Genomic DNA, 17,817 nt, shown 5'->3' on the forward strand with positions numbered 1-17,817 from the left:
GAGATATAATATTTAAGGTTATAAAAATAAAAAATACAAGAATAATTGCAAACTACATATAACGAGGTATCACACTGGCAGACTTAAAGAAACCTACATCAAAAGCCAATCCCAGCACGGAAGAGACATTTACAAGAGTACGCACTCCACGAAGGGAAAATAACGAGATTCTGGCAACCGTTGAAAGTCTTCTTGGTGCAAACCGTCTTAGACTCCGCTGCATGGACGGAGTAGTCCGTATGGGAAGAATTCCGGGCTCAATAAAGAAGAAGACCTGGATTAAAGAGGGAGATGTTGTCATTGTTGTGCCATGGGATTTTCAGAACGAAAAGGCAGACGTGATATGGAAATACACAAGGCCACAGGTAGACTGGCTTGAGAGAAAAGGGTACCTTAAAGGATAAACATAGGAATGGACCAGGACGAGAAAATAAGGCGCATTGACAGCGCCAAAGATAAAGCACGTGCCAGGGAAAAAGACTCCGAAAGGCTGAAGGTGGAAGAAAATGTATTCGATGTGCCCACCCTAAAAGTCCTTTATACCCTTTCCAATAAGGGAATAATAAAGGCGCTGGGAGGCTCCATCAGTACTGGAAAGGAAGCTAATGTCTTCTATGCAGAAGGCGAGGGAAGAGAACTGGCAATAAAGATATACAGAATGGCCAGCAGCACTTTCAAGGCAATGGATGCCTATATTATGAAAGACCCTCGCTTCACAAACATTAGAAATAACAAGCGAGACATAATTTTTGCATGGACACGCAAGGAATTCCAGAACTTGAAGCGTACAAAAAGCGCAGGAGTACGAGTTCCTGAGCCATTGGTTGCTGAGAAAAATATTCTTATCATGGAATTCATGGGAGAAGAAAAAAAACCCTATCCCCTATTGAAGAACACGCACCTGGAAAACGATGAAGCAAAGCTTGTTTATGACAAAATCGTCGAATATATGCACCTCCTCTACAAAGAAGCAAACCTTGTACATGCCGACCTGAGTGAATACAATATCCTCATTGATCCGGCAGACACGACCCCGATTTTCATAGACATGGGGCAGTCTGTGACTCTGGAACACCCCAATGCCAGAGAGTTTCTCTACAGAGACGTGCAAAATATACTCAGGTTCTTCGGCCGCTATGGAATCACGGACAAACCTGAAGAACTACTTTCAAAAATACAGGCGGAAACAACATGACCCAGTATCTCAAAATTCCCAAAGAGCGAATCGGAGCAATTATTGGTCCGAAAGGAGAAACAAAGAAATTTATTGAGGAAAAAACCGCTTGTCAACTGGACATAGACAGCGAAAGCGGAAAAATCGATATTACCTGCGAAGAGGATCCATTAAAAGAATTCAGGATTCTTGAGACCCTCAAAGCCATAGGAAGAGGTTTTAGTCCCGAAAAAGCTCTTGGAATCCTTGAAGACGACATGCTGATGCTTGAGGTCATTGACCTCTCCGACGTTGCCACCACTCCAAAAGAGCTCCAGCGCGTAAAAGGCAGGATTATAGGAAGAGGTGGGCGAACCAGAGAGCTTGCAGAAAGCCTGATAAATGTCAAGATATCCGTATACGGAAAAACCGTATCCATACTCGGATACCCGGAACAGAACACCATAATAAGGACAGCCATAAAAATGCTGCTTGACGGAGCCACTCACGGCGCAGTCTACAAATTCCTTGAGAAGAAGCATCAGGAACTGTTGCACTCACAGCTGGACTCAATCGACTTTTACTGAAAAAGTGTTTAAAAAAGGAGAGTTCCGGAACCTTAATCAGGTCCGGCCTCTTCAGAAATTTCATATTCATCTTCTTTGAATCTTTTACCACTGCCTTCAAGGAAATTACCCCTTCCCGGCTTTGCATTAATGGACTCTTCCATCCAGATTACCTCGCCCCTGGAGAGTGTATATTCCGGAAAGACCGCATCCATTCCTTCAAAGGGCGTCCAGCCAGCTTTACTGTGCAGCATTTCAGCTCTTATGGGTTGAAGGTTGCGCGGATCTACAATCATAAAGTCCGCATCAAAACCCACCTCAAGCCTGCCTTTGCCCTGGAGGTCCAACCCGAAAGCCTTTGCCGGGTTCCAGCTTGTAACCATTATCATCTGCGAAAGGGGCAGAATATTTTTTTTGACCGCAGCAAGCATGAGAGGCATAAGGGTTTCAACCCCCGGCACTCCGGAAGGAGCAACCTTTATATCGAGATCCTTTTCAGACTCAAGGTGTGGAGCGTGATCTGAAGCCACCATATCAATAGTCCCGTCATTCAGCCCGTTTACAAGCGCTTTGATGCTGTGGCTCCCCCGCAGAGGAGGGTTCATTTTGCCAAAAGCCCTGAGACGCTCCCAGTCCTTAGTAGAGAGAAACAGGTGATGAGGAGTAACCTCACATGTAAAAAGGGGTTTTTTATCTTCTCTTTTTGCAAGATATTTTTCTTTTCGGATCATTCCCACAGCTTCAAGCGTACTCAGATGGCAGAAATGTGCCCTAACCTGAAGTTTGGAAATGAGTTCAAGAGCACTCTGGACAGCCGATGCCTCACATGCATTTGGGCGTACTTTTGAATGGTAATCATAAGAAACATCATCTTTCAACAACTGCTCCAGTTCAAAGCGCATCTTTTCGTCCTCGGCATGAATTGTAGCGAGGGCTCCAAGACGTTTGATCTCAGCAAGGGCTTCTTCAAAGGTCTCCTCATTGATATTTAACCCGCCTGTAGACTCAGCCATGAAAATCTCCCCAAAAGCCGTGACTCCCAACCTCCAGAGTTCTTTGAGCTTCTCTACATTTCCTGTAACCCCACCGTTAATCCCGAAATCAACAATAGACTTATTTCGGGCAAATTTGAGCTTCTGTTCAAAAGAGCGCCGATCTGTTGTAGGAGGAATGGTATTTGGCTGGTCAATAACAGTGGCAATGCCCCCAGCAGCTGCAGAACATGACCCTGTGTACCAGTTTTCCTTAAGGGTCATACCCGGTTCCCTGAAATGAACATGCACGTCAATTCCGGCAGGCAAGGTAAGGGAGCCACCTGCATCTATCACCATATCCGAACTCGAGACTCTGAAGTCCTTTCCGATTTTTGTAATTTTGCCATTCTCAATAATGATTTCGGCAGGCTGAAGAGAATTATGATAATAAATTCTCGTATTTTTGATATGAATATCAGGCATGGGCGTCTATATGCTTATAAACATACTTAAAACATGTACATAACTGAAGATTGAAAAATAAGAGAAAAGAGGAGTAAAAAAAGAAAAAATGAAGAAAACTGGCCAGAAAACCTGTTCAGTTTAACTTAACACGTTCAGCCGTCGTTAGATAAATAACACTTTCACATATATTACAGCAGTGATCTGCAATCCTTTCCAGATAGCGAACCAGGAAGAGCAAATGTGTGGCTTTGGAAATAATACTTGTGTCTTTTGCCATCATCTCCAGAAGTTCAACCCAGACTGCATAAAAGATCTTATCGACCTCTTCATCCCGAGCGGCTGTCGTTCGTGCAAGTTCAGGGTCCCGTGTCTCGAAAGCCTGGAGGGAATTTGCAATCATATCTGCGGTGATGTCAGCCATTCTTTTGGTATCTATGAGCGGTTTGATATGCTCACCTTCGATTCGTCCAGGGATTTTGGCAATATTGATTGAAAGACCCACAACCCTTCTAAGGTCTGCCGCAATCTTAAGAGCCGACACAACAAGCCTGAGGTCACTTGCCATGGGCTGCTGAAGCGCCAGCAGGTCAAAAATGGAAACCTCAATACCTTCCTCAAGTTTATCTGCTTCTGGCTCAAGGGCAAGAGTCTTTTTGGCAAGCTCAACATTGAGGTCTATAACCGCTCCCATAGAGTCGTGAAAAATCATTTCAGACATTTCTCCGAGAGAAAGTACGGACTCCCTGAGCAGATCCAGTTGCATAAGATATCGTTCTCGAACCATTTAAATCACCCAAACCTGCCTGTAATATAATCCTCAGTGCTCTGTTCCTTTGGATTTTGAAAAATCTGCCTTGTCTGGCCGAACTCAATCAGTTCCCCCATAAGGAAAAAACCTGTATGGTCTGAAATCCTTGCTGCCTGTTGCATATTATGAGTTACAATTACTATGGTATAATCTATTTTAAGGTTCATAATCAGTTCTTCGATCCTTGACGTTGAAATGGGATCAAGAGCACTGCAAGGCTCATCGAAAAGAATGATTTCGGGCTTTACTGCCAGAGTCCTGGCAATACAAAGCCTTTGCTGCTGCCCCCCGCTCAGGGAAAGGGCAGGTGACTTGAGCCGGTCTGAGGTTTCATCCCAGATGGCAGCCGAACGAAGGGCACCCTCGACAACTCCACCCAGATATTTCTTAGTTACACCATGGATACGCGGCCCATATGCGATGTTGTCATAAATGGACATCGGGAAAGGGTTGGGCTTCTGGAAAACCATTCCCACATGTTTCCGGAGGTCAACAACATCCACGCCTGTTCCATAGATATCCTTACCTTCAATTGAAATTTTACCTTCGATCCTGCAGTTTTTGATAAGATCGTTCATCCTGTTTAAACACCGGATGAAAGTAGACTTTCCGCAGCCAGAAGGACCTATAAGAGCGGTTACGCTGTTTTTGGGGATATGCATGGAAATGTTCTTTAGTGCCTGCTTATCCCCGTACCACAGATTAAGATTTTCGACTTCAATCTGGGATCGAGCTACGTTTTGAACAGCTTCAGTCATTTATGGACCTCGATGATTATATAAATAGGACTTACACAGTTGAACTGAAAACCATAAACGGAAAAAACTTAACGGTATAAATCAGACAAACGTTGAAGAGTCCGTATGCACCTGATTTTATTCTCCAAGTACGTAAATCCTAATAAACACTGATACGTTATTAATAAAACTCAAATCAAATTTTCAATTTTTGCCTGTAATGCCTGCGGATTAGAACTGCTATGAGGTTCAAGCCCAGCACGATCGCCAACAGGACCATAGCCGTACCATACTGAAGGGGCCTGGTTTTGGCAATGTTTGTCCCGGCGGTGGCCAGCACGAAGAGGTGGTAGGGGAGAGCCATGAACTGGGAATAGATCGAGTCAGGCAGCCTTGGCAGGTAGTAAGCTGCACCTGTAAGAAGAATAGGAGCAGTTTCCCCTGCAACTCTTCCGATACTCAAGATGGAACCTGTAACAATTCCCGGGATGGCTGCCGGCAGCACCACATGCCTTATGGTCTGCCACTTGCTGATCCCAAGCGCAAGAGATGATTCCCTATATTCATTCGGAACTGTGATCAGAGCTTCCTGGCTGGAACGGATAATCACCGGAAGGATCAGGAGAGAAAGGGTGAGGGAAGCTGAAAATATAGAAGGACCAAAACCAAAGTACTTAACAAACATTGCAAGCCCGAAAAGCCCAAAAACCACAGATGGAGTTCCTGCAAGATTATTAACTGCCATTTCTATAATCCAGGTAGTCCTGGTTTCTCCTGCATACTCGTTGAGGTAGATGGCAGCCATAATCCCCATGGGAAGAGCCACCGCCATTGACCCTACTATAAGGGCTAAGGTACCCACAATTGCCGGATAGATCCCCCCCTGAGTCATCATCCGTCTGGGCATTTCAGTAAGGAACTCAATGCTAATTGCACTGTATCCATTAAAAACTATATATGCAAGAATTATCAGCACAAAGCTTGCAACTGTCAGAGCGGCAAGGCTGAGCATTGCAAAGGCAATTTTTTCACTTGTTTTTGCACTCAATCTGAAACTCAATCCACTGTGAATCATCCTCACCTTCTAATCGTCATTTATTTTTGCATTCAACCCCATGCTCAATCCACCTTGAACCTGTATCGCTTTTTAATTGAATCTGCAATCAGGTTAATCAGGAGCGTTATGATGAAAAGCACAGACCCTACTGCAAACAGGGCATGGAAGTGGGCACTTCCCTGAGGGACCTCACCCATCTCAAGTGCGATTGTGGCAGTCATTGTCCTCACGGGACCCAGAATACCTCCGGGAAAAGAAGGAATTATTGCAGTATTTCCGGTCACCATCATGACAGTCATTGTTTCTCCTATAGCCCTTCCCATGCCGAGCATTACGGCTGCTGAAATTCCGGAAAGGGCTGCAGGGACTATAACCCTGTATATAGTCTGCCATCTTGTAGCCCCAAGAGCAAGAGAACCCTGTTTCAGAGTGCTTGGAACAGAACTTATGGCATCCTCCGAAATAGTAATTATCGTGGGAAGCGCCATGATCCCGAGCATAATGGAGCCTGTGAAAGCAGATTGTCCCGTAGGCAGGTTGAAGGCACTCCGCACAAACGGGACCAGTACAACAAGCCCGAAGAACCCGAATACAACCGAAGGAATACCTGCCAGGATCTCGACAAAGGGCTTAAGGAAATCCGCAACCTTTGGGTGGGCAATTTCGGAAATATAGATAGCAGAAGCAATCCCCAGAGGCACAGCAAAAAGAATTGCTCCAGCGGTAACAAGAAGGGAACCAAAAAGCAGAGGCAATAACCCGAACTGCCTGTTTACGGATGTCGGATACCAGAACTTCCCTGTAAGGAAATCCAGAAGAGACGTGGCTTTAAAAAGAAGTAAACCGTCCCTGAATAAAAAGATGCATATAAGGAAAAGGATGACGACCGTAAGGGCGCTTACTGAAAAAAGCACCGATTCGATCGATTTTTCCTTATAATTTCGATCAAACATTTTATTCCCTTGAAATTGTTTTCCGATCTTACGAATTTATCGGGAAGTACCCGACTTCACTTACTATGCTCTGCCCATCTGCACTCATAACATAGTCTATGAATTCCTTTGTGAGGCCTGAAGGCTCCCCGTTGGTGTAAAAGTAGAGAGGTCTTGAAAGTGGGTATGCACCACTTATGATGTTGTCAGGACTTGGGGATTCAGAGCCGTTTCCACCATCAAGGCTCAGGGCCTGTACACTTTCATCGAGGTATGCTACACCTATGTATCCGATTGCACCTGGGTTCTGAGTGACCTCACTCACAATTCCACCGGTGGCAGGCTGGGTAAGAGCATCAACCCGGTATTCATCCCCGAACAACACGTCTTCCTTGAAGTATTCATAAGTTCCGGAACTGCTGTCTCTGGAGATTACGGCAATAGGCCTGTCATCTCCACCAACATCCTTCCAGTTGCTGATGCTCCCGTTATAGATGCCACGCAACTGGTCAAAGGTAAGTTCAGAAACAGGATTCTCGGGGTTTACAATCACTGAAATGCCGTCAATGGCAATAGTGTGCTCCACCGGATTGATGCCATTTGCTTTAGCAGCTTCGATTTCATCAGCTTTCATTTCTCTGGATACAGTAGCAATGTCAACCTCACCATCAATGAGCGCAGCAATCCCAACCCCGGATCCGCCCCCGGTAACTGTCACACTCTTATCAGGATATGCAATCATAAATTCTTCAGCTTCAGCCTGTGCGAGGGGGAGAACTGTGTCTGAACCTTTCAGAAAAATACCCTGTGCTTCGGTTACAGGGGCTTCGGCTGCAGGGGTTCCCTCAGAAGAGGTTTCCTGAACCGAAGAAGAGTCTTCACTATTTTCAGTTTCAGTACATCCAATTCCTATAAACACAAGCCCGATCACCATTATTGTCAGGATTGCATAAGTTTTTAATTTATTTACCATGTCACACATACTCCTTTATATAAATAATAATATATAAATAGATAAATAAATTATCTATATTTATCTAAGATGTTAAGATGTTTCCAGTACAATGCACTATAAAAAGAGAACAATATATAAAGATTCTCAACATATAACCTATTGTAGTATATACAAACAATAAACACTAATGAAATTATTAAACTATATAGAATTCACATAAAATATTTAATATAATGTCCAAAAAATATTAAAGGAAAAAGGACTGAGAGCATAAATAGAAGGATTGAGAAATAAAAATGGAAGGGAATAATACAAATTAATTTTGAGGAGCAAACGAATTGATGACCCCTGATTAATTAGTTGATCTATTTCGGAATCCAGGAAGAAATCTTTCAGTCTTCTCCCCCTGAGCCGCACGGCGCCTGGGTCCGCCTGTCAGCCAGATAGATAATTTCCTTTCCCCCGCAAACCTCTTTTCAAATTACAGGCAAATATAAGTACCTCCACAAGCCTGTCTGGTTGATCTTCAAAAAAGGAAGGAATTAAAAAAGAGATATTGAAAAATAGTGTTTTTTCAGGGGTTGCTTTTGATAGCTGAGTTCTTTTCTTTGTTTTTTGTAAGATCGCTCTCCTTCGTCGAGCGTAACAAGAAGGACCAAACATGGAGAATTACGGTTGTGCAGGCCATAAATATTTTTAAGTGGTCCTCTTGAGCACAGAGAAAGGGACCTCGTGCTGTTACGATTACATCGCAACTCCCAGAAAATCTACGATTTCCTGTGATCCCGAAGTGAAACTCGGGTACCGAAGCGCAATTCAGGTGTCAGAAATCAAACAGGGAACGCTGTTCTGCACGCCCGTTCTCCAGGCACTGGGTTTTCTCTTCCTGTACCATCCCTTCGTTCTCTTTTTGGGAAGATACTTTTTCTTTTTCCTGCATTTTTACTTCAGGTTTCTTAACCTCAGGTTTCTTAACTTCAGGTTTCTTAACTTCAGGTATCTTAACTTCAAAATCAAAGAGACCCTTCTGCTTTACGTCAAAGTCAAGAGATGATATTTTGACCCCAAAGACTTCCAGAATACGTTCAACAGGAGGCAATATCTGTTTCTTGACATAATAATCAACGTCTATAGGCACATTGAATTCGCGAACATAGTCCGGGTCTTCGGCACGGTCTACAAAGAGGCCTTTTCCTGCAGTGATGACAAAAGGAATCCTTGTCCCTATTGAAGGCATAACCCCGGTCCTTCTCTTCAGATTTTCCGCGACTGTCAGATGAGGCTGTTTGTTTTTATAGCTATCTGTTTTTCGGGTAAGGGTCCGGGTCAGGACAAGCTTTTCAATAAGTTTGGCATCTTTCCCCAGGTCAAGGTTTCTGACATCACTGACCACGTTACGGACATATTCTACAGCCTGATCAACATCACCCTCTATAAGCACAAGCTCAAGAACCCTGTTAAGGGTCATTGAAGTCAGTTCGCACCAGTCTCTGCGCACGGTTTCCATGCCTTTGACCTTGATTTTGTTTTCCCAGCCTGAATTTTTGGGCTCAAAAAGCCAGAGTGCATAGCGCTTCTTTGCAATGAGAAGAGCACGTTTTGCAACAGATTCAAACTCGAGCTCCATCGGGTCAGGCAGAGAAGCCGAAACAATCTCTGAAAGCCTGTTCCCTACGAGACTGATCTCTTCAAGGGAGATATCCCCTCCGGACCTGCAGTGCACAAAAACACTGTCTGTATCCCCGTAAGCAACTGACAGTTCAACTATTCTGTCCTGGGAGGAAAGTTCCCCTGCTTCTTCAAGAAGCAAAGCTGCCGGTTTTCGGAGGACGATTTTTCCTATAGTATTATTGATAAGGTCCCGTGTATTCAGGATATTACTTCTTCCAAAACTGGTAACAGCATTTGCAAGCGGCAGGCTGTAAAGCCTTGCCCGGGCATATCCGGAATAACCGTAAAAACTGTTCAGCAGGATTTTCAGGGCAAGCTGGGTGGCATCAAGCACACGATACTCGTTTTCATCCAGGGCCCGTTTCATCCTTTTCTTTGTTTCTCCTCTCTGGTTAAGCAAGTCTTCAAGAATGGAAGGCACAATACCCCTGTATACCTCAGGAGGAACGAATTCTCCCCCCGAAGGAGGCTTAATAGTTTCCCCATCAGGCCAGTCCCGGGTCACAACAGTTGTGTAACACAGATTGTGAGCCATCATGATGGTCGGATAGAGAGACTTGTAGTCAAGAATCAACACGTTTTCCAGAAGGCCCTTCTTCGGCTCCAGCACCTCTCCGCCCTTCAGGTCCGAACTCATATCATACCTTTTAGCCGAAAGCTCATCCCTTGGCTTTGGAAGAATAACCCTGTCCTTCCGACCGAATTCTCGGAGAAGAAGAGTCTCAACCATGGAAGTTTGACCCCCGTCAACAATCTCCTGGAGCAGGCTCCCGCTTACCTGGGCAAGAGCGATGTATTTATCAAGGAGCCTCAGCTCGAGGACAAGCTCCAGGGCAAGCTCGGAGTCCCTGCGTGAATAATCAACAAATTTTCGGAATTTATCCCCTGAGTCATTCCAGTGCTCTTCCATCTCCAGCGGAGCAACATCAAGTTTTTCACGGTTCAGAAGTTCTTTTGAGACGACTCTCAGGGTATACTGTTTCAGGCTGAAAGCTCTCCTTACAAGAGGAAGGGCATCCACAACCACCCTTCCTTTCATTTCCGTTCGAGTAATGAGCCCGAACCTTCTATAACCTATCTGGCTGCCGTCCCTGCCAACAACCGAATTGATCACTTCTCCTTTTGCAGCCAGAGCTTTGACCCTGTCCGTGATATAAGGAATATCAAAGTCCTGGTGGTTATACCCTGCAACAATGTCAGGGTCATATTCGCAAATAATCTCGAAAAAACGATTCAACATCTCAGTTTCATCCCTACAGGGAATGACATCGCCGTCCATATCGGCAGCAGGTTTTGCCAGCAGAATAAGGGTCTTATGCCCTTTATATTCGGGCTCGAAAGAAAAGCTGATCATAATTATGGGAGAGACATCGGGAGAAGGCATCCCCCCGTCAAGGGGCAGGCACTCAATATCAAAAGAGAGGTACTTAAGAGGAGCAATGCTCAGGCTTTCAACTCTCTTTAGCTCGGATGCAAAGATTACAGAATCACATGCAAAGTTTTCGCAGCGAGAACTCCCTGCAGAACCTGTCTTTAGGTATCTGGTAGAGTCTACTGACTGTTCTTCTGTAGAAACCCAGACCATGCCCCCAAGGCCCCTGTCAATTAAAAAGCGGTTTCTGAAAAGAATATCACTTTCATAAACCTGCCAGTCATCTTTGGAGTTAAAAACATCCCGGACCTTCAGAATCTCGTTCCTCATCTCAGGCACATCTCTTGGCAGGTGGGTAGTAATCCTGAGCATTTCTTTTTTTGATTTCTGGTACCCTACAGGTTCGAACTTTTCGACAATTTCGACCTTTTTGACCTGCTCAAAAGTATCTTTTATAAGCCTTGCTACGGCATGCAGGTCTCCAGAAGCTTTGAGATAAAAGTAAGGCTCAAAATCCGGGACAAAGCAGCATACACTTTTTCCGTCCGCCCCCCTGCCAAAGAGGCGAATGACAGGACTGCTGTCATTGGTGATTTCGTAATCTGCATCCAAGATCTGAAAATCCATAGGCAAGGTTTACAGCTTTAGATAGACATATAGCTTTTGTTGTATTTTTGAGAAATAAAACCCTGTTTTGAAAAACCTTACCATATCCGAAAAATAGGCAATCTAAAAGGGCTCAAACTGAAAAATCGCCTGAAGGCAACCGAACATCAAACGGAGCTGAAGCTCGAACCGCATCGACTATAGAATCTGATTTTAAATTTTCAAGAGTCAGGTATGTGGCCCCAAGGGCTGTAGAAATCTGCTGTGCAAGCCCGAATTTGATCATGCTGTTTTCCGTGTCAATTACGGCAGCTTGTATACCTTCCTCCCTTAACCGGGAAGCAACTGTTTTTGTTTCCTGAAGAGGGGATTCCCCATTCATACTGACATTGGCCCTGCCGTCAGAGATAAGAACCATAAAAGGGCAGGTATCGGGGTCCCGCTGGAGTTCGGTTTTTATGACCTCATACCCTTTTACAAGGCCCCGTGAAAGAGGCGTCTTTCCCCCTGTAGGCATTTCCTGCAAATACTTTTGAGCCAGTTCTATACTGGAGGTCGGAGGCAGGAGCAGTTCCGCACTATCCCCTTTGAAAGCGATAAGCCCCACTTTGTCGCGTTTCTGGTAGGCGTCCATAAGCATTGAAAGAACTGCACCTTTGGAAGCAACCATACGCTGCCGGGCTCCCATGGAACCGCTTGCATCAACCACAAAGAGTACAAGGTTACCGATCTTTTTCTCCCGGATTTTTTCCCTGAAATCGGATTCATGGATTGCTACGGAATTGCCATTTTTTTCCCGCATAAGCTGGAAAGGAGCGGCTGCCCTCAGGGTGGCATCAAAAGCAAGGTCCGTGGTTTTTTTATGAGGAATGAAACTCTTTATATACCTGCCTTTTTTAGATCTGGTCAGGGTTTTGCTGCGCCTACCGGATCCGTTTCGCTGGTCTCTACGAAATTCAGGAGACAATTGTTTTACCTGATAGTTTTCCCCGATTTCAAAAGTAGTTTCCGAAGAAGCGTCCGGATGCTCTGCATTCTGGTCTCCGGATTCTTCCGGATGATGACCTTCAGCCTGTTTGTGCTGTTGATCCGGGTCTTCGTTCGGTTCTTTTTTTTGCTGCTCGGGTTTATCTTTCTCATTTCCACCCTCATTTTTCTGTTTTTCTTCCTGATTTTTCTGTTTTTCCTTCTGCTTTTCCTTCTGCTTTTCCTTCTGCTTTTCCTTATGTTTCTCAATGCTGTCGTCCAGTTTATCCTGTTTTTCGGGCTGATTATCAAAAGGCTTTCTGCGCATGCGGTGAGAAAGGGTAAGCCCCGCAGCCTCCCGGACATCTTCCTCGGTTACTTTGGTTCTTCCATAAAAAGCTGCAAGCGTGATTGAGGTCTTCATCATGGTGAGGTCTGCCCTGTGCCCGTCCACTCCCATGTCAATACAGATCTGGCTGATCAGTTCAAGCATGTCATCTGAAATCCTGACCTCGGGAAGCAACTGCTTTGCATTGAGGATCTGCCCGCAAAGCTTGGTTTCGGCAGCCTTCCAGTTTGCTGCAAAAGCTTCAGGGCCTGCCTCATAACTGAGCCTGTATTTTATAAGTTCAACTCTTCGGGACACGTCACTGATGCCCTTTATATCCACACATAAACCAAACCGGTCTAGCAATTGAGGCCGCAGTTCCCCTTCTTCCGGGTTCATGGTGCCCACAAGCACAAAGTTCGCAGGATGGGTGTAGGAGATCCCCTCTCTTTCAATAGTGTTTACCCCCATTGCTGCAGAATCAAGAAGCACGTCTACAAGGTGGTCATCGAGAAGGTTAATCTCATCCACATACAGGATACCCCTGTGAGCCATTGCAAGCACTCCGGGCTCAAAACGCTTTTCCCCTGTTTTGATGGCATGTTCAATATCAAGGGTCCCGACAACCCGATCTTCGGTGGCACTTACAGGCAGGTCCGCAACTTTCATTTTTACCCGGGAAATTTTTAGAGCTCCTGCTTTTAGTTTTTCAAGGCATTTCTCACACAATTCGCTTCTATTATTTGGGTTGCATTTGAACTTGCAGCCTTCAACCACCTCAATTTCAGGCAAGAGGTTGGCAAGCGCCCGGACGGCGGTTGATTTGGCAGTTCCTTTTTCCCCCCTGATCAAAACTCCTCCCACTTTAGGGTTGATGAGATTTAAGATCAGGGCTTTTTTCATTTGTTCCTGCCCGACTATAGCGGTAAAAGGGTATGGAGTAATATTGTGGTTCCTCATGGTTTTGCCTCAAGAAGTTTTCAAATTCCGACCAGGTATTCTTCAATACTCATAGCGGGTATGGATACGGGAGTGGTGGAAGGAAGAATGGATTCCACATTTTCCACCCTGTTCATGTAAGGGTAAAAGGTCACATAGAGATTCCCTGAAGTCTTCTTTTCAAACCGGCCAATCCAGGTTTCTTCCATGACATTGATATCCGAACCGGACCAGACCACATGTTTATTTTCGAGCCTGAGTTTCGGATAGGTCTCAACAACAGTAAGCTCTCCGATCTCATCACCATAATTCAATTCCAGAGGGCTGTCAGAGAAATGCAAAAGATACTTCAGATTAACAGCAGAGAGCTCCTCGCCCTGTATGACGCTGTCAACATATACCGAAAAGAAGGGCACTTCAACCCCATTTAATTCCTTTGTGTAGAGGAGGGTGTGGGTACCCAAGTCTGCCGATTTGCCGGGAGAGATTATGCTTGAATACACCGGGAGGTTGTTCCTGAAAACAGTCAAACAGGCACTATCCGAATTTAAATCGGTGACTTTCAGGGTATACCCTTCTTTCAGGTAATATTCTTCACCCGGATGGAGGAGTTTCTTATCTTCATCCAGAAGGATATTTACAATTCCCCGGTCACTCCCAAGATATGCACATTTTTCACCATTCCAGCCAAGCACGGAATATCCTTCATTAAACCATTCATCCCCGTAATCGCTCATCTCCGGGTTTTTATATGCTATTTTAACAGGCAGGGATTCGTAAACCAGGCCCCCTTCAGGAATCCAATCATTTCCAGCATCAAGGGAAAGTTCAAGGCTTTCAGTACTGAGATCGTACTCAGGGTCGTAAAAAAACATACCAAAAGAATCAGCCGTCCAGATGCAGGAATCCATAGAGGAATCCGAGCGGTTTACAGCCAGGGATGTACCCCTGATCTTATACGATTTGATAGTATCCTTAGTCATGTTGTAAGAACATGCCCGGTATACATTATCGGCAACCTGAAAATCGAGTAGGTCGTCAAGGATGGTAGTATAATCTCCTAACTGCAGCCTGATAGGCACGCTGTTTTTCAGCTCAATATATTTACTCGTGACCGCAGTGACTTCGAACTTGCCGTATTCATCTCCTTTTTCGAGCTTAAGAGGTGTATCTGAATAATGATTTACGCTTTTAAGGCGCACAACGGGATCCTTGCTGTCAAGAACCTTTTCCAGGGTCCCTTCCAGGATCACATATTCTGTGCCGTCGACCTCTGTCTTGAAACTAAATTTAGAGCCCTCTTCTACGGATTCCGCAGTAATGGGGACAGAATATTTCTGGAACTCAAGCAGGGCGTAGTTCCCGTTTATACCCTGAAGCACCAGTTTACAGCCGTTCCCGAGATCAAAATCATTCCCCTTTTGAAGATCCCGGCTTCCGTAACTCACCAGGCTTTCACTGAGCAGCCCATCCTCAAGGACCTTATATTTCTTCCCGAAAAAAGCAGTTGAACCGGAACTGATTTTTGAGGTATAGATGGCATCTCCTGTTTCAATAAAGCCATCCTCTGAAAAAGAAAGTTCCAATGATTCATAGTATGTTCCGGAAGTGGTTGAATAATAAAATCCAGGGCAGTTTTCTGCATTGAGAATGTGATGATCTCCTCCTGCAATACTTATGAGTTGTCCTCGCTGTTCAATAGCACATTCTGATGGGATAATAATACATAAAAACATAAATATAAAAAAAGATACACAAAATATTTGAAAAATATAATATCTATTACCAATATTAGTCATAAGAATTATGACAATAATAATACTAAATAATCCTTTTGTTTTTTAGATGCAGGAAAGAACTTTAATTTATTGTAAAAACCCACAAACAAAATAAAATTTTGACTTATAGGGATTTTGCCTTTGAGTCATATATTTGAAATTTAAGCTATTGATATCGAAAATAAAATAAACATGATTCAAAAAATGATTGTTTACTGATTACTGCGAAAATTTAGAGTTAGTTATCGAAAACATAAATGTAAAAATCAGTACTAATAAGTAATCATAATGTGTAAAAAAGTATAACTATATTTGTAAAAGATAAATTTATTTCGAAATGTTTATTAACATCCAGGCATTGATTATTTTCATGCTTCCTGGAAAAAAGATCGTGCTGGGATTCATATTCCTGCTTTTTGCAGTTCTGGCAATATTGTATTTTCAAACAACGTCTGCTGAAAAGATAGTATACGAGGGAAATTTCGAAGATAACTGCAACCTTGAAGGAGACTTTCTTAGCTGCAAAGGCAACGAACTTTATCTTGATACTCAAACCCCTTTCCTGACCGGGGAAGGCATGTGGAATAAAAATGTAAGCCTGTCTCCGGGAAAAATTTCATGGAACTGGAATGGCGAAGACCTGGACAACTTCAGCCTGTGGTTAAAGATCACATTCAGCGACCATAAGTCAATTTATTATGTTACTGCAGGGAGCATGAATCCGCAATCAGAAGGGAATTATTACCGGGATCAGGAAAAAAGGCGGCGCTTTTCCCCTTCCGTTGTAATCGCAGGAATTCCCCTGAGTTATGTTGAAAGAGACCTCGTTGAAGATTATACCAAGTACTGCGGCCCTGCTGAAAATATTAAGGTCGTAAGCGTGAGTGCAGGGCTTGGAGATAACAGTACCCGGTGCAGGAATGTGTTGAAAATATCAGACCTGAAGATCTACGGCCAAGCATAAAAGGAATTAAAGGAGCCTGAAAACCAGAGAGGACTGAAAATGAAAAAGAATATTGTTGTATTGGTGCTCATTTTTTTAATTGTATTTTCAGTCGGTTCGGGATGCATATCTTCCGATGTAATGTCTTCCGCAAATACGTCTTCAGATGAAGCTGATGAAAACCCAGGAAAGAGTGCAGGCAGTGAGCCTAACCAGGAAAATATAACGCCTTATAAAAAATCCTCCCCCTACCTTTACTGGGAATATGAACTTGGAGATGTGACCCCTGAAAATATCCTGGTCGGAAGATCGAGCATCCAGGACTGTGTAAGTTTTGCCCCGGAGGGGAAATCCGTGGCTGTCGGAACAGGCTCGAACCTTACAGTTATTGACATGCCGGAAAAAAATGTGCTCTGGGAAAAGGCCCTCAAAGGAAACATTTCATATATAGCATTCTCAAAAGACGGAAAGTACCTGCTTGCGGGGGAGAGGGGTGCTGATGGTTATATATACTCCCTGGATGCCAGCACAGGAGACGAAATCCGGGTATACAGAACTGCCGATGATCTGGGGACAAGTACCAATCCAAAATACCAGCCCTGCATATACCGAATAACGGCTGCAGAGAATGCTGTGTACATTGCGGCAGGCAGATACTGGAAAGATTCCGGATACGGGCTGGCTTCAAGAGTTTACAGGTTCAGCTCCGATGGCACTCTCTTATGGAAACTTCCGGCGGTAGAAAATTACGCCCGGAGTGTGAACTGGATTGATTCAAGCCAGGACGGAAAAAATGTAGTATTTTCAACAGGAGACTGGACAAATTCCCTTGAAACAGATGCAGTCGTCTACTCTGTGGATGAAAACGGAAAGCTCCGCTGGAAATACGAAATTCCTGCCCTCAGACCTTATTTTGTTTCTGCAGCCATCTGGCACGGGCTTGATGTTTCGGAAGACGGGTCCCTGATAACGGCCTATACAGGAGACGGGAGAAAATACCTCTTTTCTGACTTAGAGATGAAAGAGCCAGGAGACAGAGAGTCCGAGTGGTACTCCGAAGAATATCAGTCCAATGCGACAGTTCCGGAGGAACTTGAAGGAAGTATCATCTACACTTATGGTGAAAATGCAAAAATCGCTGCCAAAAATGAGGTACTTTACCTCACCGGAGCCACACTTCCCGCATATTATCCCGATAAAATCCCCATGGCACACCCCCTTGAAAATTCACTCGTATCATGCAATGCAGAAACAGGAGAAGTTTCCTGGACTTATAACCTGGGAGGGCGCTGTGCAGGAATCTTCTTCTCTCCGGATATGAGGTTCTTTATCCTGCCAGTCGGCAAAGATACGTCCGCGGGCAATACTCAGGTCCACGGGGTCCATGCCTTTGATAACCAGAAATCCGGGAATGGAAATTCAAAGCTGCTCTGGACCTTCAATACCGAAGGGGTTGTTGTGGATGCTGTGATTTCTTCGGACTGCACCGTAGCCGCAGTTGAAGTCCCTCTACAGCTCAAAAATGGGGATGTAACCGGAAAACACAGATTAATAATTGTCAGGTGAG

Annotated in this window: 14 protein-coding genes; 5 read left to right on the forward strand and 9 right to left on the reverse strand. The window is 44.4% G+C overall.

The annotated features are described in order from the left end of the window. The first annotated feature begins 74 nt into the window (after window positions 1-74). Genes eif1A through MSWH1_RS13645 form a run of 3 tightly spaced genes read left to right on the forward strand, consistent with a single transcriptional unit; the run spans window position 75 to window position 1,740 of the window. Window positions 75-404, forward strand: coding sequence for a translation initiation factor eIF-1A (gene eif1A, locus MSWH1_RS13635; protein WP_048129379.1), 330 nt, complete (start codon window positions 75-77; stop codon window positions 402-404). 8 nt (window positions 405-412) lie between these two features. Further along, window positions 413-1,195: a serine protein kinase RIO gene (locus MSWH1_RS13640; RefSeq protein ID WP_048129381.1), complete on the forward strand. Its 783-nt coding sequence runs from the start codon at window positions 413-415 to the stop codon at window positions 1,193-1,195. Beyond that, entirely contained in the window at window positions 1,192-1,740 is a 549-nt protein-coding gene (locus MSWH1_RS13645) for a KH domain-containing protein (RefSeq protein ID WP_048129383.1), read from the forward strand. The genes MSWH1_RS13640 and MSWH1_RS13645 overlap by 4 nt, the downstream gene beginning before the upstream one ends. A 32-nt stretch (window positions 1,741-1,772) precedes the next feature. Here the strand turns inward: MSWH1_RS13645 and MSWH1_RS13650 are convergent, their stop codons facing one another. From MSWH1_RS13650 to MSWH1_RS13690, 9 genes are all read right to left on the reverse strand, one after another. Beyond that, a complete protein-coding gene (locus MSWH1_RS13650; protein WP_048129385.1) occupies window positions 1,773-3,176 on the reverse strand; it encodes a dihydroorotase in 1,404 nt (467 codons plus the stop codon). 115 nt (window positions 3,177-3,291) lie between these two features. Further along, window positions 3,292-3,942, reverse strand: coding sequence for a phosphate signaling complex protein PhoU (gene phoU / locus MSWH1_RS13655; protein WP_048129386.1), 651 nt, complete (start codon window positions 3,940-3,942; stop codon window positions 3,292-3,294). A 5-nt stretch (window positions 3,943-3,947) separates the two neighbouring features. After that, complete coding sequence (gene pstB / locus MSWH1_RS13660; RefSeq protein ID WP_048129388.1) at window positions 3,948-4,724, reverse strand: phosphate ABC transporter ATP-binding protein PstB; 777 nt, start codon at window positions 4,722-4,724, stop codon at window positions 3,948-3,950. A gap of 175 nt (window positions 4,725-4,899) precedes the next feature. Further along, window positions 4,900-5,778 (reverse strand): phosphate ABC transporter permease PstA, encoded by an 879-nt coding sequence (gene pstA, locus MSWH1_RS13665; protein ID WP_048129390.1) that lies wholly within the window; start codon window positions 5,776-5,778, stop codon window positions 4,900-4,902. Between the two features lie 44 nt (window positions 5,779-5,822). Further along, a complete protein-coding gene (gene pstC / locus MSWH1_RS13670; RefSeq protein WP_048129392.1) occupies window positions 5,823-6,713 on the reverse strand; it encodes a phosphate ABC transporter permease subunit PstC in 891 nt (296 codons plus the stop codon). Between the two features lie 28 nt (window positions 6,714-6,741). Then, window positions 6,742-7,665, reverse strand: coding sequence for a PstS family phosphate ABC transporter substrate-binding protein (locus MSWH1_RS13675; RefSeq protein ID WP_048129394.1), 924 nt, complete (start codon window positions 7,663-7,665; stop codon window positions 6,742-6,744). Between the two features lie 805 nt (window positions 7,666-8,470). Further along, a complete protein-coding gene (locus MSWH1_RS13680; protein ID WP_048129396.1) occupies window positions 8,471-11,317 on the reverse strand; it encodes a DNA-directed DNA polymerase in 2,847 nt (948 codons plus the stop codon). 112 nt (window positions 11,318-11,429) lie between these two features. Beyond that, the gene (locus tag MSWH1_RS13685; protein ID WP_048129398.1) at window positions 11,430-13,550 is read right to left on the reverse strand and encodes a putative cobaltochelatase; all 2,121 of its coding nucleotides are present in this window, start codon (window positions 13,548-13,550) and stop codon (window positions 11,430-11,432) included. Between the two features lie 20 nt (window positions 13,551-13,570). After that, window positions 13,571-15,265, reverse strand: a complete 1,695-nt coding sequence (locus MSWH1_RS13690) for an S-layer protein domain-containing protein (RefSeq protein ID WP_156148195.1) — start codon at window positions 15,263-15,265, stop codon at window positions 13,571-13,573. A gap of 412 nt (window positions 15,266-15,677) precedes the next feature. On the opposite strand from MSWH1_RS13690, the gene MSWH1_RS13695 reads away from it, so the two are divergent. Continuing rightward, window positions 15,678-16,271, forward strand: coding sequence for a hypothetical protein (locus MSWH1_RS13695; RefSeq protein WP_048129402.1), 594 nt, complete (start codon window positions 15,678-15,680; stop codon window positions 16,269-16,271). Window positions 16,272-16,310: 39 nt separating this feature from the next. After that, window positions 16,311-17,816, forward strand: coding sequence for a PQQ-binding-like beta-propeller repeat protein (locus MSWH1_RS13700; RefSeq protein WP_048129404.1), 1,506 nt, complete (start codon window positions 16,311-16,313; stop codon window positions 17,814-17,816). Window position 17,817 lies beyond the last annotated feature (1 nt).

This window comes from Methanosarcina sp. WH1 (genome assembly GCF_000970005.1).
Lineage (GTDB): Archaea > Halobacteriota > Methanosarcinia > Methanosarcinales > Methanosarcinaceae > Methanosarcina.

Excerpts from the sequence above, each read along its gene's own strand:
- pstC (WP_048129392.1), bottom strand. The coding sequence starts at position 6,713 with ATGTTTGATCGAAATTATAAGGAAAAATCGATCGAATCGGTGCTTTTT.
- MSWH1_RS13650 (WP_048129385.1), bottom strand. The coding sequence starts at position 3,176 with ATGCCTGATATTCATATCAAAAATACGAGAATTTATTATCATAATTCT.
- pstB (WP_048129388.1), bottom strand. The coding sequence starts at position 4,724 with ATGACTGAAGCTGTTCAAAACGTAGCTCGATCCCAGATTGAAGTCGAA.
- phoU (WP_048129386.1), bottom strand. The coding sequence starts at position 3,942 with ATGGTTCGAGAACGATATCTTATGCAACTGGATCTGCTCAGGGAGTCC.
- pstA (WP_048129390.1), bottom strand. The coding sequence starts at position 5,778 with ATGATTCACAGTGGATTGAGTTTCAGATTGAGTGCAAAAACAAGTGAA.
- MSWH1_RS13680 (WP_048129396.1), bottom strand. The coding sequence starts at position 11,317 with ATGGATTTTCAGATCTTGGATGCAGATTACGAAATCACCAATGACAGC.
- MSWH1_RS13695 (WP_048129402.1), top strand. The coding sequence starts at position 15,678 with ATGCTTCCTGGAAAAAAGATCGTGCTGGGATTCATATTCCTGCTTTTT.
- MSWH1_RS13645 (WP_048129383.1), top strand. The coding sequence starts at position 1,192 with ATGACCCAGTATCTCAAAATTCCCAAAGAGCGAATCGGAGCAATTATT.
- MSWH1_RS13700 (WP_048129404.1), top strand. The coding sequence starts at position 16,311 with ATGAAAAAGAATATTGTTGTATTGGTGCTCATTTTTTTAATTGTATTT.
- MSWH1_RS13685 (WP_048129398.1), bottom strand. The coding sequence starts at position 13,550 with ATGAGGAACCACAATATTACTCCATACCCTTTTACCGCTATAGTCGGG.
- MSWH1_RS13690 (WP_156148195.1), bottom strand. The coding sequence starts at position 15,265 with ATGTTTTTATGTATTATTATCCCATCAGAATGTGCTATTGAACAGCGA.
- MSWH1_RS13675 (WP_048129394.1), bottom strand. The coding sequence starts at position 7,665 with ATGGTAAATAAATTAAAAACTTATGCAATCCTGACAATAATGGTGATC.
- MSWH1_RS13640 (WP_048129381.1), top strand. The coding sequence starts at position 413 with ATGGACCAGGACGAGAAAATAAGGCGCATTGACAGCGCCAAAGATAAA.